The sequence below is a fragment of the Rhodococcus sp. Leaf225 genome (genome assembly GCF_001426145.1).
Classification (GTDB): Bacteria; Actinomycetota; Actinomycetes; order Mycobacteriales; family Mycobacteriaceae; genus Rhodococcoides.
Genome location: NZ_LMRN01000025.1, coordinates 176,516 through 202,933 on the forward strand (window position 1 = coordinate 176,516; position 26,418 = coordinate 202,933).

24 protein-coding genes and 1 tRNA gene are annotated in these 26,418 nt (G+C 68.7%); 13 read left to right on the forward strand and 12 right to left on the reverse strand.

Annotated elements, in window-relative coordinates; translation table 11 throughout:
* Position 1: 1 nt before the first annotated feature.
* The gene (locus ASG69_RS19105; RefSeq protein WP_056443328.1) at positions 2–802 is read left to right on the forward strand and encodes an SDR family NAD(P)-dependent oxidoreductase; all 801 of its coding nucleotides are present in this window, start codon (positions 2–4) and stop codon (positions 800–802) included.
* A 15-nt stretch (positions 803–817) separates the two neighbouring features.
* Positions 818–1,807 (forward strand): LLM class F420-dependent oxidoreductase, encoded by a 990-nt coding sequence (locus ASG69_RS19110; RefSeq protein WP_056443331.1) that lies wholly within the window; start codon positions 818–820, stop codon positions 1,805–1,807.
* Between the two features lie 12 nt (positions 1,808–1,819).
* On the opposite strand, the gene ASG69_RS19115 is transcribed toward ASG69_RS19110, so the two are convergent.
* The 5 genes from ASG69_RS19115 to ASG69_RS19140 all read right to left on the reverse strand — a co-directional run bounded on the left by ASG69_RS19115 (position 1,820) and on the right by ASG69_RS19140 (position 8,497).
* Positions 1,820–3,211, reverse strand: coding sequence for a nucleobase:cation symporter-2 family protein (locus tag ASG69_RS19115; protein WP_082544397.1), 1,392 nt, complete (start codon positions 3,209–3,211; stop codon positions 1,820–1,822).
* 78 nt (positions 3,212–3,289) lie between these two features.
* Complete coding sequence (locus ASG69_RS19120) at positions 3,290–3,568, reverse strand: hypothetical protein (protein ID WP_027506667.1); 279 nt, start codon at positions 3,566–3,568, stop codon at positions 3,290–3,292.
* Between the two features lie 13 nt (positions 3,569–3,581).
* Positions 3,582–5,144 carry a DUF2207 family protein gene (locus ASG69_RS19125; RefSeq protein WP_027506668.1) on the reverse strand — a complete coding sequence of 521 codons (1,563 nt, stop codon included), beginning with the start codon at positions 5,142–5,144 and terminating at the stop codon, positions 3,582–3,584.
* 51 nt (positions 5,145–5,195) lie between these two features.
* Positions 5,196–7,463, reverse strand: a complete 2,268-nt coding sequence (locus tag ASG69_RS22920) for an FGGY family carbohydrate kinase (protein WP_235579056.1) — start codon at positions 7,461–7,463, stop codon at positions 5,196–5,198.
* A gap of 2 nt (positions 7,464–7,465) precedes the next feature.
* Positions 7,466–8,497 carry a LacI family DNA-binding transcriptional regulator gene (locus ASG69_RS19140; protein ID WP_051613560.1) on the reverse strand — a complete coding sequence of 344 codons (1,032 nt, stop codon included), beginning with the start codon at positions 8,495–8,497 and terminating at the stop codon, positions 7,466–7,468.
* A 75-nt stretch (positions 8,498–8,572) separates the two neighbouring features.
* Between ASG69_RS19140 and ASG69_RS22300 the strand changes: the two genes are divergently transcribed.
* The gene (locus ASG69_RS22300) at positions 8,573–9,790 is read left to right on the forward strand and encodes an HAD-IA family hydrolase (RefSeq protein ID WP_162246755.1); all 1,218 of its coding nucleotides are present in this window, start codon (positions 8,573–8,575) and stop codon (positions 9,788–9,790) included.
* Here ASG69_RS22300 and ASG69_RS19150 read toward each other — a convergent pair.
* Positions 9,779–10,789, reverse strand: coding sequence for a LacI family DNA-binding transcriptional regulator (locus tag ASG69_RS19150; RefSeq protein WP_027506670.1), 1,011 nt, complete (start codon positions 10,787–10,789; stop codon positions 9,779–9,781). The genes ASG69_RS22300 and ASG69_RS19150 overlap by 12 nt on opposite strands.
* A 40-nt stretch (positions 10,790–10,829) precedes the next feature.
* A complete protein-coding gene (locus ASG69_RS19155) occupies positions 10,830–11,570 on the reverse strand; it encodes an SDR family oxidoreductase (RefSeq protein WP_027506671.1) in 741 nt (246 codons plus the stop codon).
* Between the two features lie 369 nt (positions 11,571–11,939).
* Here ASG69_RS19155 and ASG69_RS19160 point away from each other — a divergent pair, with 369 nt between their 5' ends.
* The 6 genes from ASG69_RS19160 to ASG69_RS19185 all read left to right on the forward strand — a co-directional run bounded on the left by ASG69_RS19160 (position 11,940) and on the right by ASG69_RS19185 (position 17,597).
* On the forward strand, positions 11,940–12,698 hold the full coding sequence (locus ASG69_RS19160) for a nucleoside/nucleotide kinase family protein (protein WP_082544399.1): 759 nt from the start codon (positions 11,940–11,942) through the stop codon (positions 12,696–12,698).
* Entirely contained in the window at positions 12,695–13,474 is a 780-nt protein-coding gene (locus ASG69_RS19165) for an ATP-binding cassette domain-containing protein (protein WP_027506672.1), read from the forward strand. The genes ASG69_RS19160 and ASG69_RS19165 overlap by 4 nt, the downstream gene beginning before the upstream one ends.
* Entirely contained in the window at positions 13,471–14,568 is a 1,098-nt protein-coding gene (locus ASG69_RS19170; protein WP_027506673.1) for an ABC transporter permease, read from the forward strand. The genes ASG69_RS19165 and ASG69_RS19170 overlap by 4 nt, the downstream gene beginning before the upstream one ends.
* A gap of 72 nt (positions 14,569–14,640) precedes the next feature.
* A complete protein-coding gene (locus ASG69_RS19175; protein ID WP_056443334.1) occupies positions 14,641–15,609 on the forward strand; it encodes an ABC transporter substrate-binding protein in 969 nt (322 codons plus the stop codon).
* Between the two features lie 107 nt (positions 15,610–15,716).
* The gene (locus tag ASG69_RS19180; protein WP_056443337.1) at positions 15,717–17,183 is read left to right on the forward strand and encodes a mannitol dehydrogenase family protein; all 1,467 of its coding nucleotides are present in this window, start codon (positions 15,717–15,719) and stop codon (positions 17,181–17,183) included.
* 48 nt (positions 17,184–17,231) lie between these two features.
* Positions 17,232–17,597, forward strand: coding sequence for a DUF1330 domain-containing protein (locus ASG69_RS19185; protein ID WP_056443341.1), 366 nt, complete (start codon positions 17,232–17,234; stop codon positions 17,595–17,597).
* Between the two features lie 69 nt (positions 17,598–17,666).
* Here the strand turns inward: ASG69_RS19185 and ASG69_RS19190 are convergent.
* Positions 17,667–17,740, reverse strand: a tRNA-Pro gene (locus tag ASG69_RS19190).
* 36 nt (positions 17,741–17,776) lie between these two features.
* Positions 17,777–18,742 carry a metallophosphoesterase gene (locus ASG69_RS19195; RefSeq protein ID WP_056444262.1) on the reverse strand — a complete coding sequence of 322 codons (966 nt, stop codon included), beginning with the start codon at positions 18,740–18,742 and terminating at the stop codon, positions 17,777–17,779.
* A 75-nt stretch (positions 18,743–18,817) separates the two neighbouring features.
* On the opposite strand from ASG69_RS19195, the gene ASG69_RS19200 reads away from it, so the two are divergent.
* Positions 18,818–19,291 (forward strand): GatB/YqeY domain-containing protein, encoded by a 474-nt coding sequence (locus tag ASG69_RS19200; protein WP_027506679.1) that lies wholly within the window; start codon positions 18,818–18,820, stop codon positions 19,289–19,291.
* Between the two features lie 30 nt (positions 19,292–19,321).
* Here ASG69_RS19200 and ASG69_RS19205 read toward each other — a convergent pair whose 3' ends face one another.
* Positions 19,322–21,691 carry a penicillin-binding protein gene (locus ASG69_RS19205; protein ID WP_027506680.1) on the reverse strand — a complete coding sequence of 790 codons (2,370 nt, stop codon included), beginning with the start codon at positions 21,689–21,691 and terminating at the stop codon, positions 19,322–19,324.
* 285 nt (positions 21,692–21,976) lie between these two features.
* Here ASG69_RS19205 and ASG69_RS19210 point away from each other — a divergent pair, with 285 nt between their 5' ends.
* The 3 genes from ASG69_RS19210 (at position 21,977) to ASG69_RS19220 (ending at position 24,215) form a co-directional block, all read left to right on the forward strand.
* The gene (locus tag ASG69_RS19210; protein WP_027506681.1) at positions 21,977–22,300 is read left to right on the forward strand and encodes a WhiB family transcriptional regulator; all 324 of its coding nucleotides are present in this window, start codon (positions 21,977–21,979) and stop codon (positions 22,298–22,300) included.
* 578 nt (positions 22,301–22,878) lie between these two features.
* A complete protein-coding gene (locus tag ASG69_RS19215; protein ID WP_056443346.1) occupies positions 22,879–23,547 on the forward strand; it encodes a hypothetical protein in 669 nt (222 codons plus the stop codon).
* A gap of 8 nt (positions 23,548–23,555) precedes the next feature.
* Positions 23,556–24,215, forward strand: coding sequence for a hypothetical protein (locus tag ASG69_RS19220; protein WP_056443348.1), 660 nt, complete (start codon positions 23,556–23,558; stop codon positions 24,213–24,215).
* A 10-nt stretch (positions 24,216–24,225) separates the two neighbouring features.
* Here ASG69_RS19220 and ASG69_RS19225 read toward each other — a convergent pair whose 3' ends face one another.
* Together ASG69_RS19225 and ASG69_RS19230 are read right to left on the reverse strand one after the other, a co-directional pair.
* The gene (locus ASG69_RS19225) at positions 24,226–25,350 is read right to left on the reverse strand and encodes an ArsA family ATPase (protein ID WP_056443351.1); all 1,125 of its coding nucleotides are present in this window, start codon (positions 25,348–25,350) and stop codon (positions 24,226–24,228) included.
* Positions 25,347–26,393 (reverse strand): ArsA-related P-loop ATPase, encoded by a 1,047-nt coding sequence (locus tag ASG69_RS19230; RefSeq protein ID WP_307109624.1) that lies wholly within the window; start codon positions 26,391–26,393, stop codon positions 25,347–25,349. The genes ASG69_RS19225 and ASG69_RS19230 overlap by 4 nt, the downstream gene beginning before the upstream one ends.
* Between the last annotated feature and the right edge of the window lie 25 nt (positions 26,394–26,418).

The following is a 26,418-nucleotide window of genomic DNA, read 5'->3' on the forward strand; positions in this document are numbered from 1 at the left end:
CATGGACCTCGGAATCACGGGCAGAACTGCTGTCGTCACCGGCGCGGACTCGGGAATCGGGTGGTGCACGGCGCAGATGCTGCTCGACGAGGGTGTCCGGGTCTTCGTCACGGACAAGGACCAGGACAAGCTGGCCGCCGGCGCTGCCGAGCTCACCGGACCGGAGGGTGCCGTCACGGCGTTCGCCGCGGACGTGACGAAGCCCGCCGACGTCGAGGCGATGCACGCGAAGGCGGTCGAGGCGCTCGGCACCGTGGACATCCTGGTGCAGAGCGCCGGCATCACCGGCGCACAGGGCATGTTCCACGAGATCGACGACGACGGGTGGTCGACGACGATCGAGGTCGACCTTCTCGGGCCGGTGCGCGTCGTGCGCGCCTTCCTTCCCGAACTCCGCGCGGGCGGATGGGGACGCATCGTGTTGCTCGCGTCCGAGGACGCGGAGCAGCCCTACATCGACGAGCTGCCCTATTGCGCGGCCAAGGCCGGCATCCTCTCGCTGGTCAAGGGACTGTCGAAGACGTATGCGTCCGAGGGTGTCCTGGTGAACGCGGTGTCTCCGGCCTTCATCCACACCCCGATGACGGACGCGATGATGGACAAGCGAGCCGACGAGCGTGGCACCGACCGCGACGAGGCCATCGAGAGCTTCCTGAAGGAGGACCGGCCGTTCATGGAACTCGGCCGACGGGGTACCCCGGAGGAAGTGGCGTCGGTGATCACGTTCCTGTGCTCGGGGCGCGCCAGCTTCGTCAACGGCTCGAACTACCGCGTCGACTCCGGTTCCGTCGCGACCATCTAGAGAGGACCCACGCCCATGACACGTTTCGGCTACACCCTCATGACCGAGCAGAGCGGACCCAAGCAGCTCGTCGACTACGCCGTGAAGGCGGAGGACGTCGGGTTCGACTTCGAGGTGTCCAGCGATCACTACTCACCCTGGTTGTCGTCGCAGGGACACGCGTCCTACGCCTGGACGATGCTCGGCGCGGTGGCGCAGGCGACGTCCCGAGTCGGCCTCTACACGTACGTGACCTGCCCCATCATCAGGTACCACCCGGCGATCGTCGCGCAGAAGGCGGCAACGCTGCAGATCCTCGCCGACGGCCGTTTCACGCTGGGCCTGGGAAGCGGCGAGAACCTGAACGAGCACGTCGTCGGCGAGGGTTGGCCCTCGGTGGACAAGCGTCAGGACATGTTCGAGGAAGCGGTCAAGATCATCCGGCAACTTCAGTCGGGTGAACTGATCACGTGGCAGGGCGAGCACTACCGCGTCGACTCGGCGCGCCTGTGGGACACCCCCGAACACCCGCTCGAGATCGGCATCGCGGTCTCGGGGTCGAAGTCGATCGAGCGGTTCGCGCCGCTCGGCGACCACATGATCTCGACGGAGCCGAAGTCCGAGCTGGTCGAGGGCTGGGACAAGGCCAGGCACATCGGCACGGGCCTGAATCGGGAGTCGAAGAAGATCGGCCAGATCCCCATCTGCTGGGGTCCGGACGAGAAGGCGGCCACCGAGCTCGCGCACGACCAGTTCCGCTGGTTCGCGGGTGGGTGGGCCGTGAACGCGGACCTGCCGACGACGGCCGGTTTCGCGGGTGCGACACAGTTCGTCCGAACGGAGGACGTGGCCGGAACCATCCCCTGCGGACCGGATCTCGATGCGATCGTCGAGAAGGTGGCGCCCTACTGGGAGGCCGGTTTCACCGACATCGCACTCGTGCAGGTCGGCGACGAGACCCAGGAGCGCTTCCTTTCCGAGGCCGCCGGGCCACTGCTCGAGAAGCTCCGCGCAGCGTCGTCCTGACCGACGGATCGATCAGAGCGCCGGTCCACGCACAGCATCGTGGGCCGGCGGATCCGTGTCGGTGGACAACTTGTCGCGCAACGACTCCGAGTTCAGCAGCATGTTCAGGACCACCGCGCACAGCGCACCCGCGCTGATGCCGGAATGGAAGATGGTCTGAAACCAGTCGGGGAACCGGTCGTAGAGGTCCGGCGACACCGTGGGCAACAGTCCGACGCCCACCGCGACGGCGACCACCAGGATGTTCGTGTTGTTGAACGACACCTGCGCGAGCGTGCGGACGCCACTCGCGGCCACCATGCCGAACAGTGCGATGCCCGCGCCACCGAGCACGGGAAGCGGCACACCCTCCACCACGGCACCGAGTTTCGGCAGCAACCCCAGCAGGATGAGGATGCCGCCGGCGAACGTGGCCACATGGCGGGTCTTGACGCCCGTGATCGCCACCAGCCCCACGTTCTGCGCGAACGCCGTGTACGGGAACGTGTTGAAGATGCCACCGAGCATCGTCGACAGGCCGTCGGCGCGCAGACCGTCGGCCAGACGGCGAGGCGGAACCTTCTTGTCGACGATCTCGCCGACAGCGATGATGTCGCCCGTGGTCTCGGTCATGATGACCAGCGCGACGATGCACATGGTGATGATCGCGCTGACCTCGAACGTCGGGAATCCGAAGTGGAACGGCGTGGTCACGCCGACCCAGTCCTGTTCCCGCACACCACTGAAGTCGGTCATGCCCAGCGGGATCGCGATGACGGTGCCGGCGACGAGTCCGAGCAGGATGCTCAGTCGCTTGGCGGCCGGGGGAGCAAACCGTTCGATCAGCAGGATGATCAGCAACGTGAGTGCGCCCATCCCGATGTACTTCGGATCACCGAAGTCCTCGGATCCCGTTCCGCCGCCGAACCATCCGGCCGCCACCGGCATCAGCGACAGGCCGATGATCAGGATGACCGTGCCCGTGACCAGAGGCGGGAACAGGTGGAGCAGCTTCGCAAACACCGGCGCCAGCGCCATCATGAACACGCCGGACGCGATCACGGAACCGTAGATGGCGGTGACGCCGTACTGCGAGCCGATGGCGATCATCGGCGTCACCGCGGCGAACGTGCAGCCCTGCATCAGCGGTAGTCGTACCCCGAAGCGCCAGAACCCGACCGCCTGGATCAGTGTCGCGATCCCGGCGACGAACAGGTCGGCCGTGATGAGGTACGGCAGGTCGCTCGACTGCAGTTCCCCCGCAGCGACCAGGGCGCTGCCGACGATGAGAGGGACGGCGACCGCGCCCGCGTACATCGCGAGCACGTGCTGCAAGCCGAGTGGAGCCAGCACCGACAGCGGGGGAATGTGGTCGACCGGATGCGTGCCCGCCCGACCGCGAGTGAACCTCGACAACGACACCATGGGACACAGTGTCGGCCCTGCCCGTGTCGTTCGTCGGTCTTCTCGGTTTCCGCGCCGTTACGGCGGCACTCCGTCGGCTCAGAGGGTGGTGGCGGCGAAGGACACGAAGACGACGAACAGTGCGGCGCCGCCCAGCGCGGCTCCGATCATCGCCTCGCGGCCGTTGGTGGCCGTGCCGTCCTCGTCCCGGCCGATACCGACCCATCCGCACACCACCGCGAGGATGCCGGTGGGCACCGCGACGATGTCTCCCACGAAGGGCACGAACGCGCAGACCAGCGCGACGATGCCCGCGACCAGCGCGCTGCTGCCCGCGCCGTTGCGATACGCGGGACGTGATGACGGAGTGTCGGTCACACCCGGAATGGTCTCAGGTGCTCCCCGCGGCGCCGCCACCGCCACCCGCGCCGGCCCCGGACACCGTGCCGGCGCTGCTGTTGGTCGAGGTGAACACCGAGGAGAAGACGACCCAGTTCAGCAGTGCCGGGTCCGAGGCGTGCAGTGATCCGGACGGTGAGGCGAAGGCACGCAGCGTCGTTCCGCCGTCCGCGTCCGTGGCCGCCTCGAGGCGCTTCGTGAACGTGGAGCCGAGCCCCAGCGCGACGATGTCGGGCAGTGCGTCGTCCAGATCGAGCGAGGAGTCGTCGTCCTTTCCCGACTGCTTCAACCCGTCACGGTAGGCCTCCCAGGGACGAGCGGCGTCGAGACCGGCAGCCGAGAATCGTGAGTAGGCGACCGTCATGACGAGGCCGGCGATCAGCAGGATCCCGCCGGGAATCGCGGCGACCAGCATGATCGGGGCCCCGGAAGCAGCGACCACGCCTGCGCCCACCATGACTGCACCGCCGAGAAGTGCCAGTCCGACCAGACCCCAGCGTGGTCCGGCCGTACCGTGGCGCACCCACCCGTTCGCCTCGAGGTGCGCGTCGACGACGGCCTTCGTCGCGCCGTGACCCTGCGCGAGCTTCGTGAGCGCGGCGCTGTCCACCACGTCGCCCTCGGCCTTCTCGGACAGCATGGTCCAGACGGCGTCCTGCACGTCGCCGCGTACCTTGCCGCGGTCGAGCAGTCGGACTCGGAGCGTGTCCTTGCCACGTTTCTTCGACCCGGAACCCGGCTCGGACTCGAGAGCCACTGCGTCGGCCGCCGCGAGCGCCAGCAGCGTGGCCGGCACCGCACTCGCCTGCGCGCTCCGATGGACCAGAGCCGTGACGATCGCGGGATCGGTGGTGTGATCGGGTCGGTAGGTCGTCGGAGGCTGCGCCGACACCGTGGGCCGCGAACGGCGACGGTAGATCTGCGCCGCGCCCGCGGAGCCGACCAGCACGACGGCGAGACCGGTCCACGGGAGCCACGTCGACCCCGGCCCGGCGGCGAACTCGTCGAGCGCCGTCACCGGTGGCCCGACCAGGATGGAGGACTCGAGCCGGTCGATGCCGTTCGTCAGACTGCCCGCGACGTCACCGTCGCGCAGCGGCGGCACCAGGGCGTCCTCGATGATCGCTTCCTGCTCGTCGCGGGGAACATTGCCGTCGTCGAAGGTGGAACCGAGGAAAATCCCGGCCCGAGCCTCGTCGTCGGTACCGGGCTCGCGGTTGATCAGGATGGCACCGGCGACGTCCTGATCGACGTCCGCCGTCGACACCCACGCCTGCTGGAGTGCCTCCACCTGATCGAGGGTGTCGTCCGAGTCGGCGTCCAGTTCGCGGACGTACGCGACGACGTCGGCCCCGGTCTCGGCGCGCAGCGCGTCGAGTCGCTGCTCCAGCGCCTCGACGTCGGCCGGACCCAGCGAGTCCCCGGTGCGGTCGTACACGCGTTGACCGACCGTGAGCCCGTCGAACTGTGTGTCACCGGAGCTGTCGGAGCAACCGGCGAGACCGAGCACTGCTGTCGCCGCGATGAACGCGACCGCGAACCGGAACCGTGTCATGCCGTCATGATAGGCAGACTCGACGGTCCGGTATCGCGTGTCGCGTGTCGGTCAGCGGTTGTCGACGGCCTCGGCCAGCTCGCGCAGGCGCGGCAGCGCGCGGTCCGTCAGCAGCTGCTCGCGGGTGTCGGCCGAGACGGCCATGCTGTCCTTCCAGAGGGAGCGACCCGCCATCGCGCCGCTGGCGCCGTTCGCCACGGCGGTGCGCACCTGCTCGATGAACGTCTCGTGATCCACACCGGCGGACAGGACGGCCCACGGCACGCCGTTCGCGGCGGCGGTCACGGCGGCACAGGCTTCGGCCGATCCGGGGTACTGCAGCTTGAGCACCTTGGCACCGCACTCGACGGAGATGCGGGCGGACTCGGCCACGAGGGACGGGAAGCGCTCCGCGTAGTCGACGGCCGATTCGCCCTCGAGCCGGTACGTGAGGATCTCGACGATCAGCAGCAGACCCTCGGCCGAGCACGCCTTCACCAGTTCGGCGATCTCCTGGCCGACCCGCGAGTCCGCCGTCTGACGGTCGGGGCGCATGTACCACAACATCTTCGCGACATCGCCGCCCAGATCGCGCACCACGCGCGGGGTGACGCCGTCGACGAAGCGGGTGAACTTCAGGCCGTCCACGGTCTCGAATCCCGAGGCGTCCATCCCGACCACGAGCGCGGTGTCCCGCGACAACGTGCCCTCGTCGACGACGCGGGGGAGCGCCACCTCCGGGTCGAGCAGGATGGCGGGAGCGTGGTTGCCGAGGTACCTCACGAGATCGCCCTTGGCATCGGCGAGTTGATCCTTCGAGATGGAGTCCGGACCGTCCGGGGCGTCGTTCATGACGGCCTTCATGCCGTTGCGCTGGTCGCCGGCCACGATCAGCATGTTGCCGTTCGCAGTGGAGATGGCGGCCATGCCGCGTCGTTCCAGTGTGGTGAGGTCGTTCATGTCGGAGCTCCTGTCGGTGGTGCGAGATGGGGTTCGGTCGCTCGAGTCGAGCAGTCTGGAGGCGAACAGGGCTGCGCCGTAGGCGGTGTCCTGTGTTCGGCCGGAGGTGGTGATGTCGGGCAGGACGGCGGCGCGGGCGTCGCGGACGCAGGCCATGCTCGCCCAGCCACCGGTGAGGATGCTGCGCCGTGCGGGCGGGACCTCACGGTCGAGCGCGGCGACCAGCAGGGCCACCTCGTCGTTCCCGTGGAGCAGCACGGCGCGGAAGAGTTCGGCGGCGTCCACCCCGTCGGTCCGGATGGTCAGTGCGAGCACACCGTCGTCGTTGCGTGCACCGGAGACGGTGACACCACCCTCGGCGACGGATCCCGCGGACGGCAGTGCCTGCACGCGCTGGTCCAGCCCGTCTCGCCCGGCGCGATCGGTGATGTCGCACAACTGCAGTGCGCGGCGCATGAGCAGTCCCGACTTCACACCGGCCACCAGCACGTACTTGCCGGGCACGACGTGGCGGACCGAGTTGATCAGGTGCTCGGCCAGTCGCGCGCGACTGGCCGCGGACGGTGGCGTGTCCAGGACGCGCAACAACACCTCCGCGGTACCCATCGAGACGAGGTAGGTGTCGTCGGCGATGTCGCCGCCGGACACCGCGGACACGAGGTGGTCGTGGCCCGCGACCGTGAGGGCGGCCCCGCGTACGAGCTCGGGAAGCCATGGCGCCGAGGCGAATCCGAGTGCGGTGCCGGCAGCGACGAGCGGCGGGAGGAAGGTGTCGTCGACACCGAGGTGCGCCAGCATGTCCCGCCAGGGGGCGCCGGTGTCCTGGTCGAGCAGCCCCGTTCGCGACGCCAGCGAGTACTCGCTGACAGCCCGTCCGCCGAGAGCGGCGACGACGAACGCGGGCAGATCCAGCCATCGGAGTCCGGTGAGGTCCAGTCCGCCGGACTGCAGATGCAGGATCTTCGCGACCGAGACCTGCACCCCGAGAGGGATTCCCGTGGTCGCTGCGAACGCGGCCCGCAGCGGCTCGGGCAGGGCGGCGACCTGCTCCCCGCCGCGCGGGTCGAACCACGCGAACGACGGCGCCACGACCTCCAGCCCTGCGTCGACGAGGAAGCCCGTCTCGCCCATGCCCGAGACGGCGACGGCATCGAGCCGGGCGTTCGGATCACCGGTGACGTCCGGCAGTCGGCGCGCGACGATCTCCACCAGGTGACGCACGGTGTCGAGGAGATCGTCCGCCGCCATGTCGGTGGTACCGCCGGCCCCGTGCGTCCAGGGAGTGGCGAGTTGCTCGATCAGGACCTCGGAACCCGAGGAGTCGCTGACGAGGATCTTGATTCCGGTGCTGCCGAGGTCGAGACCGGCGACGAGGGACATGCTCACGGGCGGTACCGCTTTCCAGCGCTGGGGGACTGTCGATTCGGGGGAGCGAGATGCGAGCTGCGCTCGACGAGTGTCGTGTCGGCGAGGCCGGCCACGGCGTCGAGGGTGGGATCGTCGAAACGCAGCAGCAGACGGTCGAACGCCGCGGCTCCGATCTCGTACGGGTTCTGGTCGATGCAGGTGACGGGCGGATCGACGGCGTCGGCCAGAGCGAAGCTGCCGAACGACACCATGGCCACGTCCGTGCGGTGGATCTCGTGCAGGACCGACACGACGGCACTGGCGTGGCGGGCGTTGGAGACGAACAGCGCCGTGGGGGGTTCAGGGAGGGCGAGCAGGTCGAGCACCACCGGGCGCACCGCGTCCGGCGACGGCGCCACTTCGGGAATGCCGTCGCCCGGGGCGCTGAGACCGTGCTCGGTGAGGACGTCGACGTACGCGTCGCGTCGACGTTGCGCCGTCTGCAGTCGCGCATCGTGACCGACGAGGGCGATCCGCCGGTGCCCCGCGTCGACCAGCACCCGGACGGCGCGTCGAGCCGCCGAGTAGTCGTCGACGGTGACGGAGTCGAAACCCGGGATCGAGCGGTCGACGGTCACCACCGGCAGGGTGTGGCGGCGCGGGGTGAGGAACGACGAGTGATCGCCGACGGGGGCGAGCACGATGCCGCGCACGTGTTGACCGGCGAGGCGGGTGAGTTGCGACAGTTCGCGCTCGGGATCGAACCCGGTGCTGCCGACCATGACTCCCATGCCGCGATCGAGCGCACGCTCCTCGATCGCGCGTACCAGGGAGGCGAAGAAGATGTCGTCGATGGAGTCGACCACGATGCCGATGGTGGTGCCGGATCCGGACTTCAGTGATCGTGCGGCGGAGTTGGGAACGTAGTTCAGTTCCGCCACCGCCGCTTCGACGCGCTCGCGCAGCTCGGGGAGCACCGTGTCGACACCGTTGACCACGCGCGAGACAGTCTTGAAGCTGACGCCTGCCAGTGCGGCGACGTCCTTGATGCTGGCGCGGTGGGTCACGGGAGAACTCTCGATCGAGGGTGGGTGACGGTCCGGCATTGCTGCGAGACAACGTTGTCTTCTATGATCGTCATCGTGCACACCTCCTGTCAAGAGATCGCGTGGAACAGCGGCCCGCACGTGGTGATCGCCGGGGTCGCCGGCAGTGGCAAGTCGACCCTCGGAGCAGCGGTCGCCCGTGATCTCGCAGCGCCGTTGCTCGACCTCGACACCCTGACGGCGCCGCTGCTCGACGTGCTAGTTCCGCTGCTGGGCAGTGGACACTGGAACGACTCCGGCGACGCGGCGCCCCTGATCCGTGCCGGTCGATATGCCGTGATGCGTTCCGTCGCAGAAGAACTGACGTCGGTGGGCGTGCGGTCCGTGATGGTCGCGCCGTTCACCCGCGAACTGCAGGGTGGTGACGAGTGGGCGGCTCTTCTCGAGTCCGTGGCCCCTGCGCCGGTGGTCGTCGTCCATGTCGACGGCAGCGAGGCGTTGCTCGCCCGGCGCCGCGCGGACCGCGGTCTGGACCGGGATCGCCACCGCGCCGACACGCCGCACTCGAGCCCCACGGTCCCGCATCTGCGCGTCGACGCGTCTCTCACCACCGCGCAGCAACTGTTCCGTGTCCGCCGGGCGCTGGGACTGGTGTCCCCGCCCGCGAACCGGGGTGGTGTCGTCGGGCGGACGTTCGACGCGATGCTGTTCGACCTCGACGGCACTCTCGTCGACTCCACGGCGGCCGTCGCGCGGTGCTGGGCCGAGGTCGGCGCGGAGTACGGATTCGCGGTCGCGGACATCGCGCACGGAATGACGGCGGCGGAGTCGATGGCGCTGCTTCTCGGCGACGTGGAGGGGCCGGCAGCGGCGCTGCGGCTCGGTGATCTGGAGACCCGCGACGTGGCCGACGTGGTCCCCACTCCCGGTGCGCTGGAGTTGTTCTCGGCACTGCCCGCCTCGCGGGTGGCGATCGTGACGTCGGGTGCACCCCCCGTGGCGCACGCCCGTCTCGCAGCGGCGGGTCTGGCCGCACCCACCGCGATGGTGACCTCTGCGGACGTGGCACACGGCAAGCCGGACCCGGAGCCCTATCTCCTCGCGGCGCGCACGCTCGGGATCGATCCGAGCCGCTGCCTGGTCGTCGAGGACGCGCCCGCCGGAGTGCGATCGGCACGGGCCGCGGGCTGCACGGTGATCGGTGTGGGAGGCACGCACGACCGAGCCGACCTGGACGCGGACCTGCAGGTCGACACCCTGGATCAGCTGACGGTCACCCTCGCCGAGGGAGGCGTCACCGTGTCACTGCGGTGACGCGGCGCCGTCGGGGAGCGTGCACGATTCCCTCTCGATCAGCTCGACTCCGAGCACGTTGCGGCGGCGGTAACGCCGGCGCGGGTTCTCGATGCGTCCGAGAATGCGATCGATCGCTTGGAGCCCGAGTTCGGCTGGGTTCTGGTCGATCACGGTGACGGGCGGGCACAGAGCGTCGGCCAGCGGGAAGTCGCCGAAGCCGACGTACGCGGGGCGCGTCGCTCCGCGCTTCTGCAGTTCGGGCACGCACGCCATCGCGGTGCGGGCGTTGGACAGGAACAGCGCCGTGGGCGGCGCGGAGGAGTCGAGCAGTGTGCGCATCGCCTCCCGTGCCTGATCGCGGCCGAGGACTCCGGTGACGACCAACGTGTCGTCGTACTCGATCCCGTTGCTCTCCAGCGCATCTCGATACCCGGAGAGGCGGTTGAACGCGGTGCTGATGGAGATGTCGTCGCCGACCAGAGCGATGCGCCGGTGGCCCCGATCGAGAAGATGGGTGGTGGCCGTCCAGGCACCGCCGTGATCGTCGTCGACGAACGTGTCGGCGGTGAGCCCGGAGGGCGCGCGGTCCACGAACACGGTGGGGGTGCGCTCGGCCCACCGCTTGAGATAGGCGTGGTCGGTACCGATGGGCGCGATCACCAGGCCGCTGAGTTGTCTGCGCAAGAGCGATTCCACCAGTGAGCTCTCGAGGGACGCGTCGTGACCGAGGCTGGTCATGATGACGGCCATGTCGTGCAGCCGGGCTCGGTTCTCCACCGCACGCGCGATCGACGCGAAGAAGGGATCGTCGATGTCCGGAACGGCGACCCCGATGGCACCGGTGTGGCCGGCGCGGAACGATGTCGCGATGGTGTTGGGAACGTAGTTCAACGATTCGAGCGCCGCGTTGACCCGAGCGCGAGTCTCCGGATCGACGTGCGGATCGTCGTTGTAGACACGGGACACCGTCTTCGCGCTGACGTTGGCCAGTGTCGCGACATCCTGCATCGTGGTCATCGGGCCACCTTCTTCGTACGTGCCGGGACAGTATGACGGGTCAGCGGCTGGTGTACCCGCCGTCGACCGGAAGAGACACCCCGGTGATCATCGAGGCGTCGTCGCTGAGCAGGAACGCGATGGGGGCCGCGATCTCGGCCTCGGTGGCCCACCGACCGAGCGGCATCTGCGACAGGAACGGGCCCTCGATCTCCGGGCGCCCCCAGTAGAAGGCGGACATCTCCGTCATGACGACGGTGGGATTGACGCTGTTGACCCGGATGCCGTGCTTCCCGAGTTCCAGTGCCGCGACGCGAGTGATGTTGTCCAGGGCCGCTTTCGAGGATCCGTACGAGATGTGTCCGGGGAGCGCTGCGAGCGATGCCTGGCTCGAGACGTTGACGATGGCCCCGGCTCCGGCGGCGATCATCGCGGGAGCCGCGTACTTGATGACGAGGAGGCTGCCGCGCGCGTTGATGGAGATGACCTTGTCGAAGATGTCGATGTCGGTGTCCTGGGGGGTGGCGATCTCGCCGCCGAAGCCGCCGCAGTTGACCACGCCGTAGAGCTCGAGGCCCGACAGGGCCTCACGGATGCTGTCCTCCGACGTGAGGTCGAACGGCAGCGGACGTGCGCCGGTCTCCTCCTGCAGAGCAGCGAGCGCGGCCTCGTTCCGTCCGGACGCGATGACGTCGGCGCCGTCGGCGACGAGGCGCCGCACGGTGGCGGCGCCGATACCGCCGCTGGCCCCGGTGACGAGGATCGTGCGGCCGCTGAACTTCGACGGGGAACTCTGCGACATGTCGGTTCTGCCTTCTGGGGAGTCGTGGGTGTGGCGGTGATGCGATGTCATCGATGTCATGACCTCCGTTGCGGTGGTCCATGACATCGATGACACGGACCGTACGTCACCGTGTGCAATTCTGCGCCCGATTGCCGAGAAACATCGCTGAACTGCGCTGATCCTTCTCTCGGGAGTGTCCTCCACGAATCGGGGAGGCTCGACCGATCGGTGCCCATGTCACCGGTGACATGAATTTTCGCGAAACGCGTGACACGGTGAGTTGCGTGGGTCACACTGATCCGCATCGCGATGCGGCTCGGGCCGCACGACGACCCGCCCCCACGATGGTCGGGTCGATCGAGTTCCGCGATTCGACGAGGGACGGACATGTACGCAGCTTCGAACGACGCCGGCACGCCGGACGGCCGCGAGGACCGTCGGCGCTACGCGCCAGCCGATCTCACCGAGATGGTGAGCCACCTGGCGTCCGTGCTGCGCGACGGATCCGGCGGTCGCCGGCTGCTGGGTGTCACCGGTGCACCGGGCGCGGGCAAGTCGACCTTCTGCGCACTGCTTCAGGCGGAACTCGGTACCGACTCCACGCTGGTGGGGATGGACGCGTTCCACCTCGCCGACGAGGAGCTGATCCGGCTCGGGCGCCGTGGACGCAAGGGTGCGCCCGACACCTTCGACGTCGACGGATACGTCGCGCTCCTGCGCCGCCTGCGGAACCAGACGGCGGAGACGATCTACGCACCGCGGTTCGAGCGGTCGATCGAGGCCGCGATCGCCGGCGCCGTCCCCGTGCAGCGCGACACCGCGATGGTGATCACCGAGGGCAATTACCTCCTGCTCGACGACGGCGGGTGGGACGCGGTGCGCTCGGAGCTCGACGAGGTCTGGTACCTCGACGTTCCGAAGACGGTGCGCGCGGAACGACTCGTGGCCCGACACCGACACCACGGCAAGTCGCGTGCGGACGCCGAGCAGTGGACCCGCGACGTCGACCTCCGCAACGCGGAGATCGTGGCCGCGGCGGCCCGCCGCGCCGACCTGATCATCGAGGTGCCGAACGACCCGCTTCTCGCACCCGCTCACGACACCGACTCATCACGCGACACCGACTCATCCGAGGAGCTCTCATGAGCAACCACCCCGACGGCGCCACGCCCGTCCTCGAGGCACGCGGGCTCTCCCGCAGCTTCGGGAACGTGCGCGCGCTCGACGACGCCGATTTCGACATCTACGCGGGCGAGGTGGTCGCACTCATCGGCGACAACGGCGCCGGCAAGTCGACGATGGTCAAGGCGCTGTCCGGCAGCCTGGCGCTGGACTCCGGCGAGATCCTCTACGACGGCGTGACCGTCGACCTGGACAACCCCACCGCAGCAGCAGATCTGGGCATCGAGACGGTGTTCCAGGACCTGGCGCTCGCTCCGCACCTCAACGCGGCCCAGAACATGTTCCTGGGGCGCGAGATTCCCGCGGCGGGCCTGCTGGGCAAGCTCGGCTTCCTGAACACGGCCGAGATGCGCACGCAGTCGCGTGCGGCGCTCGACGAACTGGGGGCCACCGTCCGCAGCCTCACCGATCCGGTCGGAGCCATGTCCGGTGGCCAGCAGCAGGCCATCGCCATCGCCCGCGCCGTGGCCTGGGCCAAGGGTGTGGTGTTCCTCGACGAACCCACCGCCGCACTCGGCGTGGTCCAGACCCGCAACGTGCTCGACACCATTCGTCGAGTGGCCGACAAGGGCGTCGCCGTGGTGTTCATCAGCCACTCGATGCCGCACGTCATGGAGGTCGCCGACCGCGTCCAGGTATTGCGCCTGGGCAAGCGCGTCGCGACGCTCGATGCCAAGAACACGACCATGGAAGCACTCGTCGGCGCGATGACCGGCGCGACGGTGGGAGCCGCGAGATGAGCAATCAGACCTTGCCGAAATCAGCGGGATCCTCGGCCCCCGAACCGTCGTCGAACGGCAGCTCGTTCGATCTGCGGAGCAGCCTCGCCGGCCTCGCCCGTGTCCAGGTGTTCCAGATCGTCATCGTGCTGCTGGCGATCAGCATCCTGTTCTCGATTCTCGCGCCGAACAGTTTCCCCGAGTGGGGCAACATCCGGCAGATCATCCAGAACGTCTCGATCCTCGCCGTCCTCGGCATCGGGATGACGTTCGTCATCGTCACCAGCGGTATCGATCTCTCCATCGGCTCTGTCCTCGTCTTCTCCGGCGTCGTCGCCGCGAAGGTGATGCGGGCCGTCGGCGGCGAGGGCTGGAGTGTGGCCGTCATCGGTATCCTCGTGGCTGTCGCCTGCGGGCTGGCGTGGGGGCTGCTCAACGGGTTCCTCATCGGTATCGCGAAGGTGCCTCCGTTGATCGCGACGCTGGGTACGCTCGGCGGCGCACTGGGTCTCGCCCAGGTCATCACCGGTGGTGTCGACATCCGCGACGTGCCGCCGGTGCTGGTCGACACGATCGGCTACGGCAACGTGCCCGCGACCACCATCCCGCTCATCTCGTTCATCGCCCTGGTGTTCGTCATCGTGTTCGGTATCGTGCTGCACCGCACAAGGTTCGGCCTGCACACCTTCGCTGTCGGGTCCAAGGAGCAGTCCGCCCGGCGCGTCGGCATCAAGGTCGACCTGCACCTGATCAAGGTCTACGCGCTGTCCGGCACGCTCGCCGGTCTCGCGGGCATCCTGTCGCTCTCGCAGTACGGCACCACGGCCATCGCCGGCCAGTCGCAGACCAACCTCAACGTCATCGCCGCGGTCGTCATCGGCGGCACCAGCCTCTTCGGCGGTGTGGGCACCATGTTCGGCACCGTCATCGGACTCTTCATTCCCGCCGTGCTCCAGAACGGCTTCGTCATCGTCGGTGTGCAGCCCTTCTGGCAGCAGGTCGCCGTCGGTGCCGTGCTCATCGCCGCCGTGTACTTCGATCAACGCCGCCGAGCCGCCGCCACCCGCGGGGCGTCGACGTCTTCACTGAAACGACTGTGGGCTCGAAACCCCTGACGTACCACCGTCGCTCGGCCTCATCGCACACTCCACTCACCACGCTCGGCCTACCGGAAAGATCACTCACCCATGCGTACATCCCGGACCGTCGCCGCCGCTGCGCTGGCAGCCGCGTCACTCTCCACCTTCGTGCTCGCCGGCTGTTCGTCCGACTCGGGCGGCGGTGAGAAGAAGCTCGCGTTCATCCAGGGCGTCAGCGGCGACGAGTTCTACATCAGCATGCAGTGCGGCATCCAGGACGCCGCTCAGGCCGCCGGTTACACGGTCGACGTCCAGGGTCCCGCCAAGTTCGACCCGACCCTGCAGAAGCCGATCGTCGATTCGGTCGTCGCCTCTCGTCCCGCCGCGATTCTCATCGCCCCCACCGACGTGTCCGCGATGCAGGCACCGCTCGACGCCGCCGCGCAGGCCGGAATCAAGGTCGTCCTCGTCGACACGACGCTCGAGGATCCGTCGAAGGCCGTGTCGGCCATCTCGTCGGACAACGAGGGCGGCGGCGCCGAGGCGTTCAACGCGATCGAGGGGTTGAACCCGAACGGCGGCAAGGTCATCGTCATCTCCACCGACCCCGGCGTCTCCACCACCGACGCCCGCGTCAAGGGATTCGAGGACGCGGCCGCGGGCAACTCGGCCTTCCAGTACCTCGGAGTGCAGTACAGCCACAACGATCCGGCCGAGGCCGCTCGTCTGATCTCCGCCGCCATCGCCAAGGATCCCGACATCGTCGGTGTCTTCGCCACCAACACCTTCGCCGCGGAGGGCACCGCGACCGGCGTCCGCCAGACCGGGAAGCAGGAGCAGGTCAAGATCGTCGGCTTCGACGCCGGCCCCGCCCAGGTGAAGCAGCTCCGCGAGGGAACGGTCCAGGCGCTCATCGCCCAGCAGCCGGCCACCATCGGCACCGACGGCGTCGAGCAGGCCGTCGCCTCGCTCGAGGACAAGCCCACCGAGAAGGACATCTCCACCGGATTCCACGTCATCACCGCGGACACGATCGACGGCGACGGCGCGCAGTACGTGTACAAGTCGGCCTGCTGACCGGCCGTCCCCAACTGCGGTGGCGCTCTTCTGTCTCACCGGCTCGATCCCGGTGAACGGGAGCGCCACCGCGTTCCACGTCGTACCACTCGAAAGGCACCGCTGCCGTGACCATCTCGATCCAGGACGCCCTCACCGCACCGCCTGCGGGTGTGACGGTTCCGCGTCATCGAGTGGACGGCTCGACCCTGGTGTGCGGCATCGTCCACATCGGTGTCGGCGCCTTCCATCGGGCGCACGAGGCGATGTACGTCGACCGGTTGCTCGCCGCGGGGCACCTCGGCTGGGCGATCTGCGGTGTCGGTGTCATGCCCGCCGACGCGGCGGCGCGTGACACCGCCGCTGCCCAGGACCAGCTCTACACCCTCAGCACGGTGCATCCGGACGGCGCGGAGGACACCCGCATCGTGGGGTCCATCGCCCGCTACCTCTACGCGCCGGACGACCCCGATTTCGTCGTCGCGACGCTCGCGGCACCCACCACGCACATCGTCTCGCTCACCATCACCGAGTCGGGCTACGGCATCGACGACGCGACCGGTGCCTTCGATCCCCGGGACGACGCCACGCGCCACGACCTGATGTCTCTCGACGCGCCGGTCAGCGTCCTCGGGTTCCTCACGGTGGCACTCCGCCGTCGCCGCGACGAGGGCACCGCGCCGTTCACCGTCATGTCGTGCGACAACATCGTCGGAAACGGTGCCGTGGCCCGTGCCGCGCTGGTGTCGTTCGCCCGTCACCACGACGGCGCGCTCGCCGACTGGATCGACGACTCCGTCGCGTTCCCGAACTCCATGGTGGACCGGATCACCCCTGCGACGTCGCCGGCCGTGATCGACTCGGTGCGCCGCCGGACGGGCATCGACGACGCCTGGCCGGTGCGGTCCGAATCGTTTGCGCAGTGGGCTCTCGAGGACGACTTCTCCGACGGGCGGCCACCGTTCGAGGACGTGGGCGTCCAGGTGGTCACGGACGTCGTGCCGTTCGAGCGGATGAAGCTCCGACTCCTCAACGCCTCCCATCAGATGCTCGGGTACCTCGGTGTGCTGGCCGGGAAGACGTTCGTGCACGAGGTGATGGCCGACCCCGACCTCGGGGCCTTCGTGGCCTCCTACATGCGCCACGAGGCGGCGCCCACCGTGGGACTCGTTCCCGGCGTGGACCTCGACACGTACATCGACGATCTGCTCGCACGCTTCGGCAGCCCGGCCGTGCAGGACACGGTGGCGCGTCAGGTGGTCGACGCGACGTCGCGCATCCCGAAGTTCGTCCTGCCCGTCGTGCGGGACAGACTGCGCGACGACCGGTCGATCGATCACGCGGCCCTGATGCTCGCGGCGTGGTGCGCATGCATCGAAGGGGGAGTGGCGCTGCCCGACCGGGCGGCGGATCAGCTCTGCGCACTGGCGCGGGCCGACCACGACAGCCCCGGTGCGTTCCTGGCCCAACCCGACGTCTTCGGGGACCTGACGACGAGCGTGCGACTGCGCGTGGCGTACCAGCGCGCGAAGCGTCGGCTGCAGGACGACGGCCCGATCGGGACGGTCCGGCTGCTCGTGGCATCACCGGTCTGACGCCGGGATTCGGCTGTTCCGACGGCGAGTGTCTCTCATACTGGAGACATGGCCATCGATCCTCGTGGAAGAGACCTGAAGCGTTTCCTGGAAGACGATCCCGGGGGACCGGTGGTGATGCTCAACCTCCTCCGCTTCGCGGAGGGTGGTCGGGACTCGTACGCGGACTACGCGCGGGAGCTCGACGAGACCTTCCTCCCCCGCCACGGGGGCGAGGTCCTGTTCGCGGGCGACGGCTCGACAACGCTCGTCGCGGAGACCGGACAGAGCTGGGACGCGGTGCTTCTCGTCCGCTATCCCTCGCGAACGGCATTCAGCGAGATGGTGGCCGATCCGGAGTATCAGAAGGTGACGGAGCTCCGCACGACTGCGCTGCAGGAAGCGGTTCTGCAGGCCACTGTCCCCTGGCCCTGACCCCGACATGACGGAAGGCCCTGTACCGGCATCCCGGTGCAGGGCCTTCCTTCGTGTCTCAACCACGAGTCGGGGTGGCGGGATTCGAACCCACGACCTCTTCGTCCCGAACGAAGCGCGCTACCAAGCTGCGCCACACCCCGTGGCCGTTCACTCCCCGTCAGGGCAGCTCTGCAACTCTATCGCACCATGGCTTCGGAACGCGAAACGCCCTGTTCGGGTGAGGTCCTGGGCGGACGCTTCGCCGGAACGAGGATGATCAGGGTGGCCTCGGGACGGCAGCAGAAGCGGTACGGCGCATACGGCGACGTCCCGAGTCCGGCCGAGACGTGCAGTCGGGTGTGGGCACCCCAGCGCGAGGGTCCCTTGACGCGAGAGCGGTCGAGCTCGCAGTTGGTCACCAGTGCGCCGTAGAACGGGAGGCACAGTTGGCCGCCGTGGGTGTGTCCCGCGAGCACCAGGTCGTATCCGTCCGCCGCGAAGCGATCGAGCACGCGCGGCTCGGGAGAGTGGGTGATGCCGATGCTCACGTCGGCGATGGAGTTCGGCGCGCCGGCGATGGTGTCGTAGCGATCACGCTTCAGGTGCGGATCGTCCACCCCGGCCGTCGCGATCCGGACGCCGGACACCTCGAGCTCGCGGCGGACGTGGGTGACGTCCATCCACCCGCGCTCGGTGAAGGCCGCCCGCAGGTCCTGCCACGGCAGCGGGTTCCCGAACACCTTCTTGTGATTCTTCGAGAAGTACTTCAGGGGGTTCTTGGGCACGGGCGCGAAGTAGTCGTTCGAGCCGAACACGAACAGCCCTGGCCGACCGAGGAGCGACCCGAGCGACTGCACCACGGCCGGCACCGACCGCTGGTGGGACAGGTTGTCGCCGGTGTTCACGACGAGATCGGGTTCGAGCCGATCGAGCTCACGCACCCAGTTCTGCTTGAGTTTCTGGTCCGGCATCATGTGCAGGTCGCTGATGTGCAGGACACGCAGCGTCGACGACCCCGGGGCGAGCACCGGCAGGGTGGTCTCCCGCAGCGCGAAGGCGTTCCGCTCGATGGCCGTGGCGTAGGTCAACCCCACCGCCGCCGATCCCGCGGCGAGAGCCGCGATCCCTCCGGGAGTGGCGAGAGAACGCGCGGCCGACTGCAGACTCGGAAGCGAGTGCGCCGAGCGACGGGGGAACGCTGATGTACCGGACACCTCGTCGACAGTACCGTTTCCGACATGGCCGAGAACTGTGACATGGAAAAGCGCCTGCGGGCGGATCTGACGACATCGATGAAGGCGAAGGACAAGCTCCGGACGGCGACGCTCCGAATGCTGCTGTCGGCGGTACAGACCGAGAAGGTGTCGGGCAAGGAAGCGCACGAGCTCACCGACGAGGACGTGCTGCGCGTGCTGGCCAAGGAATCGAAGAAGCGCGGCGAGTCCGCCGAGATCTACACCCAGAACGGGCGCGGTGAACTCGCCGCCACCGAGCGTGCCGAGGCGCAGATCATCGACGAGTACCTGCCGACGCCGCTGACCGACGCCGAACTGGCCGACGTCGCCGACACGGCCATCGCGCAGGTGGCCGAGGAACTCGGTGAGCGCCCGGCGATGCGACAGATGGGACAGGTCATGAAGGCCGCCACGGCGATCGCCGCCGGCAAGGCCGACGGCTCCCGCATCTCGGCCGCGGTCAAGGCTCGGCTGTAGAGCACTCGCCGCCGCACGGCACTGCCGCGGCTAGCGCGGCGGTGCCGTCAGCCCGGGGATCGCCGGCAGGGTGACCCCGGGCGGCAACGCCGGGAGCTGGATCCCCGGCGCGGGTGCCGCCGGTGCCGCCCGGACGGACCCGTCGCTGATGTAGATCGTGACCGTCGATCCCGGAATGGCGGAACCCGAGGGTGACGTGCTGACCACGGTGCCCCGACCCTCCGACGACGCGGTGGTCGCCACCTGCACTCGGAACCCTGCGGCCTGCAACTGCGAGGTCGCGGAGTTCTGCGTCAGGCCCGTGACGTCGGGAACCTGGCCGTTGGCCGATCCGCGCACGTACTTCTGGTCGACGGCCGGGAGTCCGACGTCGCCGAAGTTCGTGGCCACCGGATCCATCGCGTCGTACCAGGTCCGTGCAGGCTCGTTACCGCCGAACAGGTTGCCCGAACCACACGGGCGCAGGGGGAACGAGCAGATCTCGCTGGGAGTCGGGGAATCGCCGTAGGTGTAGGCGGCGGCCGCGTACCGGTTCGTGAATCCGAGGAATCCCGAGGACCGGTGCGATTCCGTGGTGCCGGTCTTGCCGGACATCGGCAACGACCAGCCCACCGAGCTCGCGGCGGACGCCGACGTGCCGCCGGGCTGATCGTCCTTGCTCATCGCGTTGGCCAGTGTGTTCGCCAGTCCCGGCTCCACGACCTGCTCGCACGCCTGCTGCGTGACGGGGATCTGCTTGCCGCTGCGATCGAAGACGCTGTCGATCGGGTTGGGCGGGCACCACTTGCCGCCGGACGCGAGGGTCGCGGCCACGTTGGACAGTTCCAGCGGATTGACGTAGGTCGGTCCGAGCGTGAAGGAGCCGAGATTCGCCTCCTTCTGGTAGTCGGCGAGGCTCTGGTCGGTGCCCTGGCCGGCTGTGCCGGGCAGCGTGTACGAGCGCAGGCCCAGGCGGACGGCCATGTCGACCGTCGGGGTGACGCCGACCGACTCGATCAGCTTCACGAAGGCGGTGTTGGGTGACTGTGCCAGCGCATCGGTCACCGAGAGTGACTGCGGGTAGTTGCCGGCGTTGGTCACGCAGTACGTCGAGGGAGGGCACCCGCGCGCACCGCCGTCGCCGAGTCCCTTGACCTCGACGCGGTTGGGCACCTGCAGGACCGCGGACGTGCCGAGGCCCTTCTCCATCGCGGCGGCGGTGGTGAAGATCTTGAAGATCGACCCGGCACCGCTGCCCACCAGGGAGTACGGCTGCGGCTGCACGGTCTCGTTGGCGTCGCCGTTCAGGCCGTAGCGCCGCGACGACCCCATCGCGAGGATGCGGTGCGAGTCCTGTCCCGGCGCGATGACGTTCATGACCGTCGCGACACCGTCGAGATCCGGGCTGCTGTTCCCGGACAGGGCGGCGCTCGTGGAGGACTGCACGGCCGGGTCGAGAGTGGTCTTGATCAGATAACCGCCCTTGTCCACCTGGTCCTTGCTGATGCCGGCGTCGGCCAGGTACTGCAGCGCGTAGTCACAGAAGAAGCCACGATCACCGGCGGCGATGCAGCCGCGCGGCAACTGGTTGGGCTCCGGCAGCACGCCCAGCGGCTCGGCCTTGGCGGCCTCGATCTCCGCCGCGCGGTCCGGGATGTTCTGGATCATCGTGTCGAGAACGGTGTTCCGTCGCGCCATCACGCCGTCGTAGTTGGTGTACGGGTTGAGGGCGGAGCTGGACTGCACCATGCCCGCGAGCATCGCCGCCTGCGTCAGGCTCAGCTGGCTCGCGTCGATGCCGAAGTACGTCTGTGCCGCGTCCTGGATGCCGTAGGACGAGTTACCGAACGGCACCAGGTTGAGGTAGCGCGTGAGGATCTCGTCCTTGGTCAGCTGCTTGTCCAGCGTCAGCGCCATGCGGATCTCGCGGATCTTGCGCGCGGGAGTGGTCTCGATGGCGGCGCGGCGTTCGGCGTCCGTCTTGGCGACGACGAGCAGTTGGTAGTTCTTCACGTACTGCTGATCGAGGGTGGACGCGCCCTGCTCCACCTGTCCGCTGGTGGTGTTGGTCAGGAAGGCGCGCACCGTGCCCTGCCAGTCGACGCCCTCGTGCTCGGCGAACCGGCGGTCCTCGATGGAGACGATGGCGAGCTTCATCTCGTTGGAGATGCGGTCGCTCGGCACCTCGAAGCGTCGTTGCTCGTAGAGCCACGCGATGGGGTTGCCCGCGGAGTCCACCATCGTGGACACGGCGGGCACCGTTCCCTCGACGAGTTCCGCGGAGACGTTGTCCACGGTGTCGGCGGCGCGGTTGGACGCGAATCCGAACCCGCCGGCGAGCGGGAACATGACTCCGGCGAGCAGCGCGCCGGCCAGGGCGGAGCACCCGGCGAGTTTGGCGACAGTCTTGGCGATCGGCACGAACAACAGAGTACGTGGCTCCTCCGGGACACAGCCCGTACCGGACATGTGGACGGCTGACCTGCTCCGATGTGACCGATCGCACGGGCGTACCAGAAAAGTGATCCCCCACCTTGCTTCCCGCGCGGCCTTTCCCCTACATTGATGGACACGATGTGATTCAGATAACAATCACATCAGTTAGTGGGGTGCTCCTCAGTTCGCTGTGCAGCGTGAGCTGCGTCGGCGGGTGGGACGCCCGGAACGCCAGGGAAACGGTGTTCGCCGACGGTAAGGGGTCAACGAATGCACACAGGAACGCCGAATGCAGCGCTCGACATCGGGGAAGCCGAAGCGCGCATCGCATGGGTATCGCAGGCGCGGTGCCGGGGAGTGGATCCCGATCAACTGTTCGTCCGCGGCGCCGCGCAGCGCAAGGCCGCAACGATCTGCCGTCACTGCCCCGTGCTCATGCAGTGCGGAGCCGACGCCCTCGACAACCGTGTCGAGTTCGGCGTCTGGGGCGGCATGACAGAGCGTCAGCGCCGGGCCCTGATCAAGCAGCACCCAGAGGTGGACTCCTGGGCCGAGTTCTTCGAGACCCAGCGTCACCACCAGTCGGCCGTCTGACCCACGCCGCCGCCGGGCGACCGGCCACGGTTCCTGTGATCTCCCACCGCGATGTCCGATTCGCGGTGGGAGATCTCTCGTCGCACCGCATGAACTCTTCGTGAACGCCCGACGACGCGTCGGGACCCGTCCGGGGCGCAGGGTGTCTGTCACGCCCGCCCGTGTCGATCGACCACACGCGACAGCGCGGACGAATCGGACCTCCATCGAGTCTGTGTGCGTCACAACGGAATCGGTCGTATCGGAAGAAGCGTGACGCACGGTCGCTCGGCTGCCGCGCCCGCGCGGGAAGGCTTTCCACGCTCTGACCTGCGCCGTCGTCGACGCGGACCGTGGGGGGCGCCCGCTCGCCTGCCGCCGCGCCGGTCGTGCCCGGCACCGAATCGGACCCGGCGTTCGGTGGCCCCGGCCGCGCCCGGTCCGTGTGTCGGCCCGTCCCTCGCGGTTCGCTTTCCGTTGTCTCGCACGTCGATTGACACCGTCTCACCGTGACCGTTGAATCCTGCTCGGCACTCGCCGCTTGACGGATCCGACGATCAGCGCGGATTCGCTCCCACTGCGAAAAGGACTCGACGGGCATGAAGATGAACAAGATCGCGGTTGTCGCCGCGATGACGATCGTGTCGCTGGGCACCGCCTCCGCGACCGCGTACGCCGATCCGGCACCCGCCGCTGCTCCCGAGGTGCACTGGAACGCCGTGGCCGCGGGCACCGGGCTGCTCGTGACCACCGACTCGGGAACCCTGAGCAACGAGAACAACCACCTGGTCATCCGCGACGACTCGGGTGTCGTCGTCGATTCGGTGCCGCTGGCTCTCGCCGTCGACGGACTGGCGCATCCCGTGTCCGCTCAGGTCGAGGGCAACACCGCGACCCTCGCGGTCGACGCCGCTGCGCCCGCCGCGCCGGTCTACGACATTCCGGGCCTGAACCAGGTGGACCTGCCCGCCGCGGTCGCCGGCGTCAAGGACAACCTGTCGCTCACCGCCACGGTCGGTGGATTCCTCGGTGCCGCAACCGGTCTCGTCGGCGGCTGCCTCCTCGGTGCGGCCGCGGCCGGCGTCGTCTCCGCTCCCGTCGCGCTCCTCTTCGGTGCGGGCCCGATCGCCGGATGCATCGGTGGCGCCCTGCTGCTCGGCGCCGGTGGATCGCTCGCCGGTACCGCCATCGGTGGTCTCGGTTCCGCCGTGGCCAATGCGCAGCAGTTCGTCACGCTGCTCGAGGCGCCGCCCGCAGTGAAGAAGTAGTCACACCGATGCGAGTACTTCTGGTCGGTCTCGCCGTCCTCTGCTCGCTCGTTCTCGGCGGCGGGGCTCAGGCCTCCGCCGCCGAGCGCGTGGAGCTGGGCGGGGGTTCCGGGCTGGTCCTGACGCAGGACGGACGAGAGACCCTGTGCAGTCTCACCGTGATCGGTGCGGACACCGCCGGGCGCACCATCGGGCTCACCGCAGGCCACTGCGGGCGGGTCGGCGACACCGTGGCGAGCGAGAGCGACTCCGCCGCAGGAGATGTGGGCTCCGTTGTCGCGGTTCTGCCCGCGTACGACACGGCGATCATCGAGTTCGACGCGGAGCGGGTGGCCCCGGTGGCCTCCGTCGGCAGCACCACCATCACGGCTGTCGGGGACTCCGCACGGCTGGCCGAGACCGTGTGCAAGCAGGGTCGTACGACCGGTGCGACGTGTGGAGTCTCCTACGGTGACATCCTGAACTCCCAGCAGGTGTTCGCCCAGGTGTGCGTGAACGCCGGGGACTCCGGTGCGCCGGTGGTGCGGGGAACGTCCGTGGTCGGCATGGTGAACGCCTACCTCGTGGCACCCTGCATCGGCCCCGCCATCGTCACCGACCTGGTGTCGATCCTGCGTGCGATCGACGAGAGCGGCGGCCCCGGCGCGGGCCTGCGGCTCACCGCCTGAGCGCAGAGGCTCAGGCGGTGCCGGTCAGCTGATCGGCGACGGCACGCAGTGCGTCGAGATCGGACACCTCGAACGGCAGAGAGGGCACCCCCACGACGGGAACACGGGGGTGAGCGGCGGTGAAACGACGCAGCAGTCCGATCTCGCGCTTCGCGGTGACGGCCCGATGCGCGTGCACGCGAAGCACTCCCGCGGCCAGAGCGGCATCGGGGGTGCCTTCGGCGTCCAACTGGTCGGCGGCCGTGACGGCGTGGTCGGACGGCAGCGAACTCAGCGTCGGGTGCGTGCGGTTGAGCACCAGTCCGGCCAACGGCATGCCGTCCTCGGACAGGCGGGTGACGAAGAAGGATGCCTCCCGCAGCGCGTCGGGCTCCGCGGCCGCGACGACGACGAAATGGGTTCCGTCCTGACGCAGCAGGTCGTACGTGTGGCGCGCACGTTCGCGGAAGCCACCGAACATCGAGTCCAGCGACTGCACGAAAGCGGAAGCGTCGGAGAGCATCTGGCTGCCGACGATGGACGAGACGCCGCGCATCGCGAGACCCACGGCGCCGGTGACCACTCGGCCCAGCCCGCGACCCGGGGCCATCAGCAGCTTGATCATGCGACCGTCGAGGAACGACCCCAGACGCTGTGGGGCGTCGAGGAAGTCCAGCGCGTTGCGCGACGGCGGCGTGTCCACGACCACGAGATCCCAGTCACCGCTGGCGGCGAGCTGCCCCAGCTTCTCCATCGCCATGTACTCCTGCGTCCCCGAGAAGGACGACGCCACAGTCTGATAGAAGGAATTGTTCAGGATCTGCTGTGCCTTCTCCGGCGTCGAGTGCTCCATCACCATCTCGTCGAACGTCCGACGCATGTTGAGCATCATCGCGTGCAGTTCGCCGGTGGCGCCGGGCCCGAGGGCGACCGGCTGCGGAGTGTTGTCCAGCTCGCCGACGCCGAGAGCCTGGGCCAGGCGCCGTGCGGGATCGATTGTCAGCACGACTACCCGGCGCCCGTTCTCGGCTGCCCGCAACGCCATCGACGCCGCGGTGGTGGTCTTGCCGACACCGCCGGAGCCGCAGCACACGACGATCCGCGACGACGGATCGGTCAGGATGGACCCGATGTCGAGAGTGGGAACGGTGCTCATCGCACTCCCTGTTCCGTGAGGTGGTGGGCGAGCTCGTACAGTCCGCCGAGGTCCATGCCGTCGGCCAGAGCCGGGAGCGTCAGGCGCGGCACCGCGAGGTCACCGAGACGCTGTTCGCTCTCGCGCTGGGCCGCGAGCCTCGACGCGTGCTCGATGGACTCGGTCAGCAGGCCGGCGAAGTCGTCCTCCGACAGCGTGATTCCGGCATCGGCGAGTTTCTTCTCGATCGCGGCGGCGTCGAGGTTCCCGGAGGCCGCCTCGGCGAGCGCCTCCGCCGGAAGGAACGACTCCTCGGTGCGGTTGACGACCACGGTGCCCAGTCGGAGATCGGCCGCTGCGAGTTCCGCAGCAGCATCGGCGGTCTCCTGCACCGGCAGCGCCTCGAGCAGCGTCACCAGGTGCACCAGTGTCTGCTCGGAGTGGAGCAGCTTCACCACACCCTCGCTCTGCGATCGCACCGGGCCGGTCTTGGCGAGGTCGCGCATCGCCGTCGTCACGTCCAGGAAGCTCCCGATCCGCCCCGTCGGCGGCGAGTCGACGACGATCTCGTCGTAGAGCAGCCGACCGTTCTTCTCGGTGCGGACCGCACGCTCCTTCACCTTGCCGGTGAGGAGTACGTCGCGCAGACCGGGGGCGATGGTGGTGGCGAACTCGATGGCTCCCACCCGCCGCATCGCCCGGCCGGCGAAGCCGAGGTTGTAGAACATGTCGAGGTACTCGAGGAACGCGGTCTCGATGTCGATGGCCAGCGCGTACACCTCACCACCGCCGTCGGCGGAGGCCACCTTGGTGTCCACCGGGCTCAGCGGGGGGACGTCGAAGAGCTGGGCGATGCCCTGGCGTCCCTCGACCTCGACCAGCAGAACCTTGCGCCCACCTGCGGCGAGGGCCAGGGCGAGCGCGGCGGCGACGGTGCTCTTGCCCGTCCCACCCTTGCCCGAGACGAAGTGCAGTCGAGCGCGGTCCGCTTCGGGCGGCCATCCTCGCTCCGCCTGGGGGGACGATCCGGTGGGGTGCGACGTCGCACCTGCTGTCTCCGACACGTCCTCGACCTTACTGACCCGGTGC

Bases quoted from the DNA above. Each gene is read 5' to 3' on its own strand.
- ASG69_RS19105 (WP_056443328.1), top strand. From the start codon at position 2: ATGGACCTCGGAATCACGGGCAGAACTGCTGTCGTCACCGGCGCGGAC.
- ASG69_RS19110 (WP_056443331.1), top strand. From the start codon at position 818: ATGACACGTTTCGGCTACACCCTCATGACCGAGCAGAGCGGACCCAAG.
- ASG69_RS19115 (WP_082544397.1), bottom strand. From the start codon at position 3,211: ATGGTGTCGTTGTCGAGGTTCACTCGCGGTCGGGCGGGCACGCATCCG.
- ASG69_RS19125 (WP_027506668.1), bottom strand. From the start codon at position 5,144: ATGACACGGTTCCGGTTCGCGGTCGCGTTCATCGCGGCGACAGCAGTG.
- ASG69_RS22920 (WP_235579056.1), bottom strand. From the start codon at position 7,463: ATGTCCCTCGTCGCCGGTCTCGACCTCGGCAGCACCGGAATCAAGATC.
- ASG69_RS19150 (WP_027506670.1), bottom strand. From the start codon at position 10,789: ATGACCACGATGCAGGATGTCGCGACACTGGCCAACGTCAGCGCGAAG.
- ASG69_RS19155 (WP_027506671.1), bottom strand. From the start codon at position 11,570: ATGTCGCAGAGTTCCCCGTCGAAGTTCAGCGGCCGCACGATCCTCGTC.
- ASG69_RS19160 (WP_082544399.1), top strand. From the start codon at position 11,940: ATGTACGCAGCTTCGAACGACGCCGGCACGCCGGACGGCCGCGAGGAC.
- ASG69_RS19165 (WP_027506672.1), top strand. From the start codon at position 12,695: ATGAGCAACCACCCCGACGGCGCCACGCCCGTCCTCGAGGCACGCGGG.
- ASG69_RS19170 (WP_027506673.1), top strand. From the start codon at position 13,471: ATGAGCAATCAGACCTTGCCGAAATCAGCGGGATCCTCGGCCCCCGAA.
- ASG69_RS19175 (WP_056443334.1), top strand. From the start codon at position 14,641: ATGCGTACATCCCGGACCGTCGCCGCCGCTGCGCTGGCAGCCGCGTCA.
- ASG69_RS19185 (WP_056443341.1), top strand. From the start codon at position 17,232: ATGGCCATCGATCCTCGTGGAAGAGACCTGAAGCGTTTCCTGGAAGAC.
- ASG69_RS19200 (WP_027506679.1), top strand. From the start codon at position 18,818: ATGGCCGAGAACTGTGACATGGAAAAGCGCCTGCGGGCGGATCTGACG.
- ASG69_RS19210 (WP_027506681.1), top strand. From the start codon at position 21,977: ATGCACACAGGAACGCCGAATGCAGCGCTCGACATCGGGGAAGCCGAA.
- ASG69_RS19215 (WP_056443346.1), top strand. From the start codon at position 22,879: ATGAAGATGAACAAGATCGCGGTTGTCGCCGCGATGACGATCGTGTCG.
- ASG69_RS19220 (WP_056443348.1), top strand. From the start codon at position 23,556: ATGCGAGTACTTCTGGTCGGTCTCGCCGTCCTCTGCTCGCTCGTTCTC.
- ASG69_RS19225 (WP_056443351.1), bottom strand. From the start codon at position 25,350: ATGAGCACCGTTCCCACTCTCGACATCGGGTCCATCCTGACCGATCCG.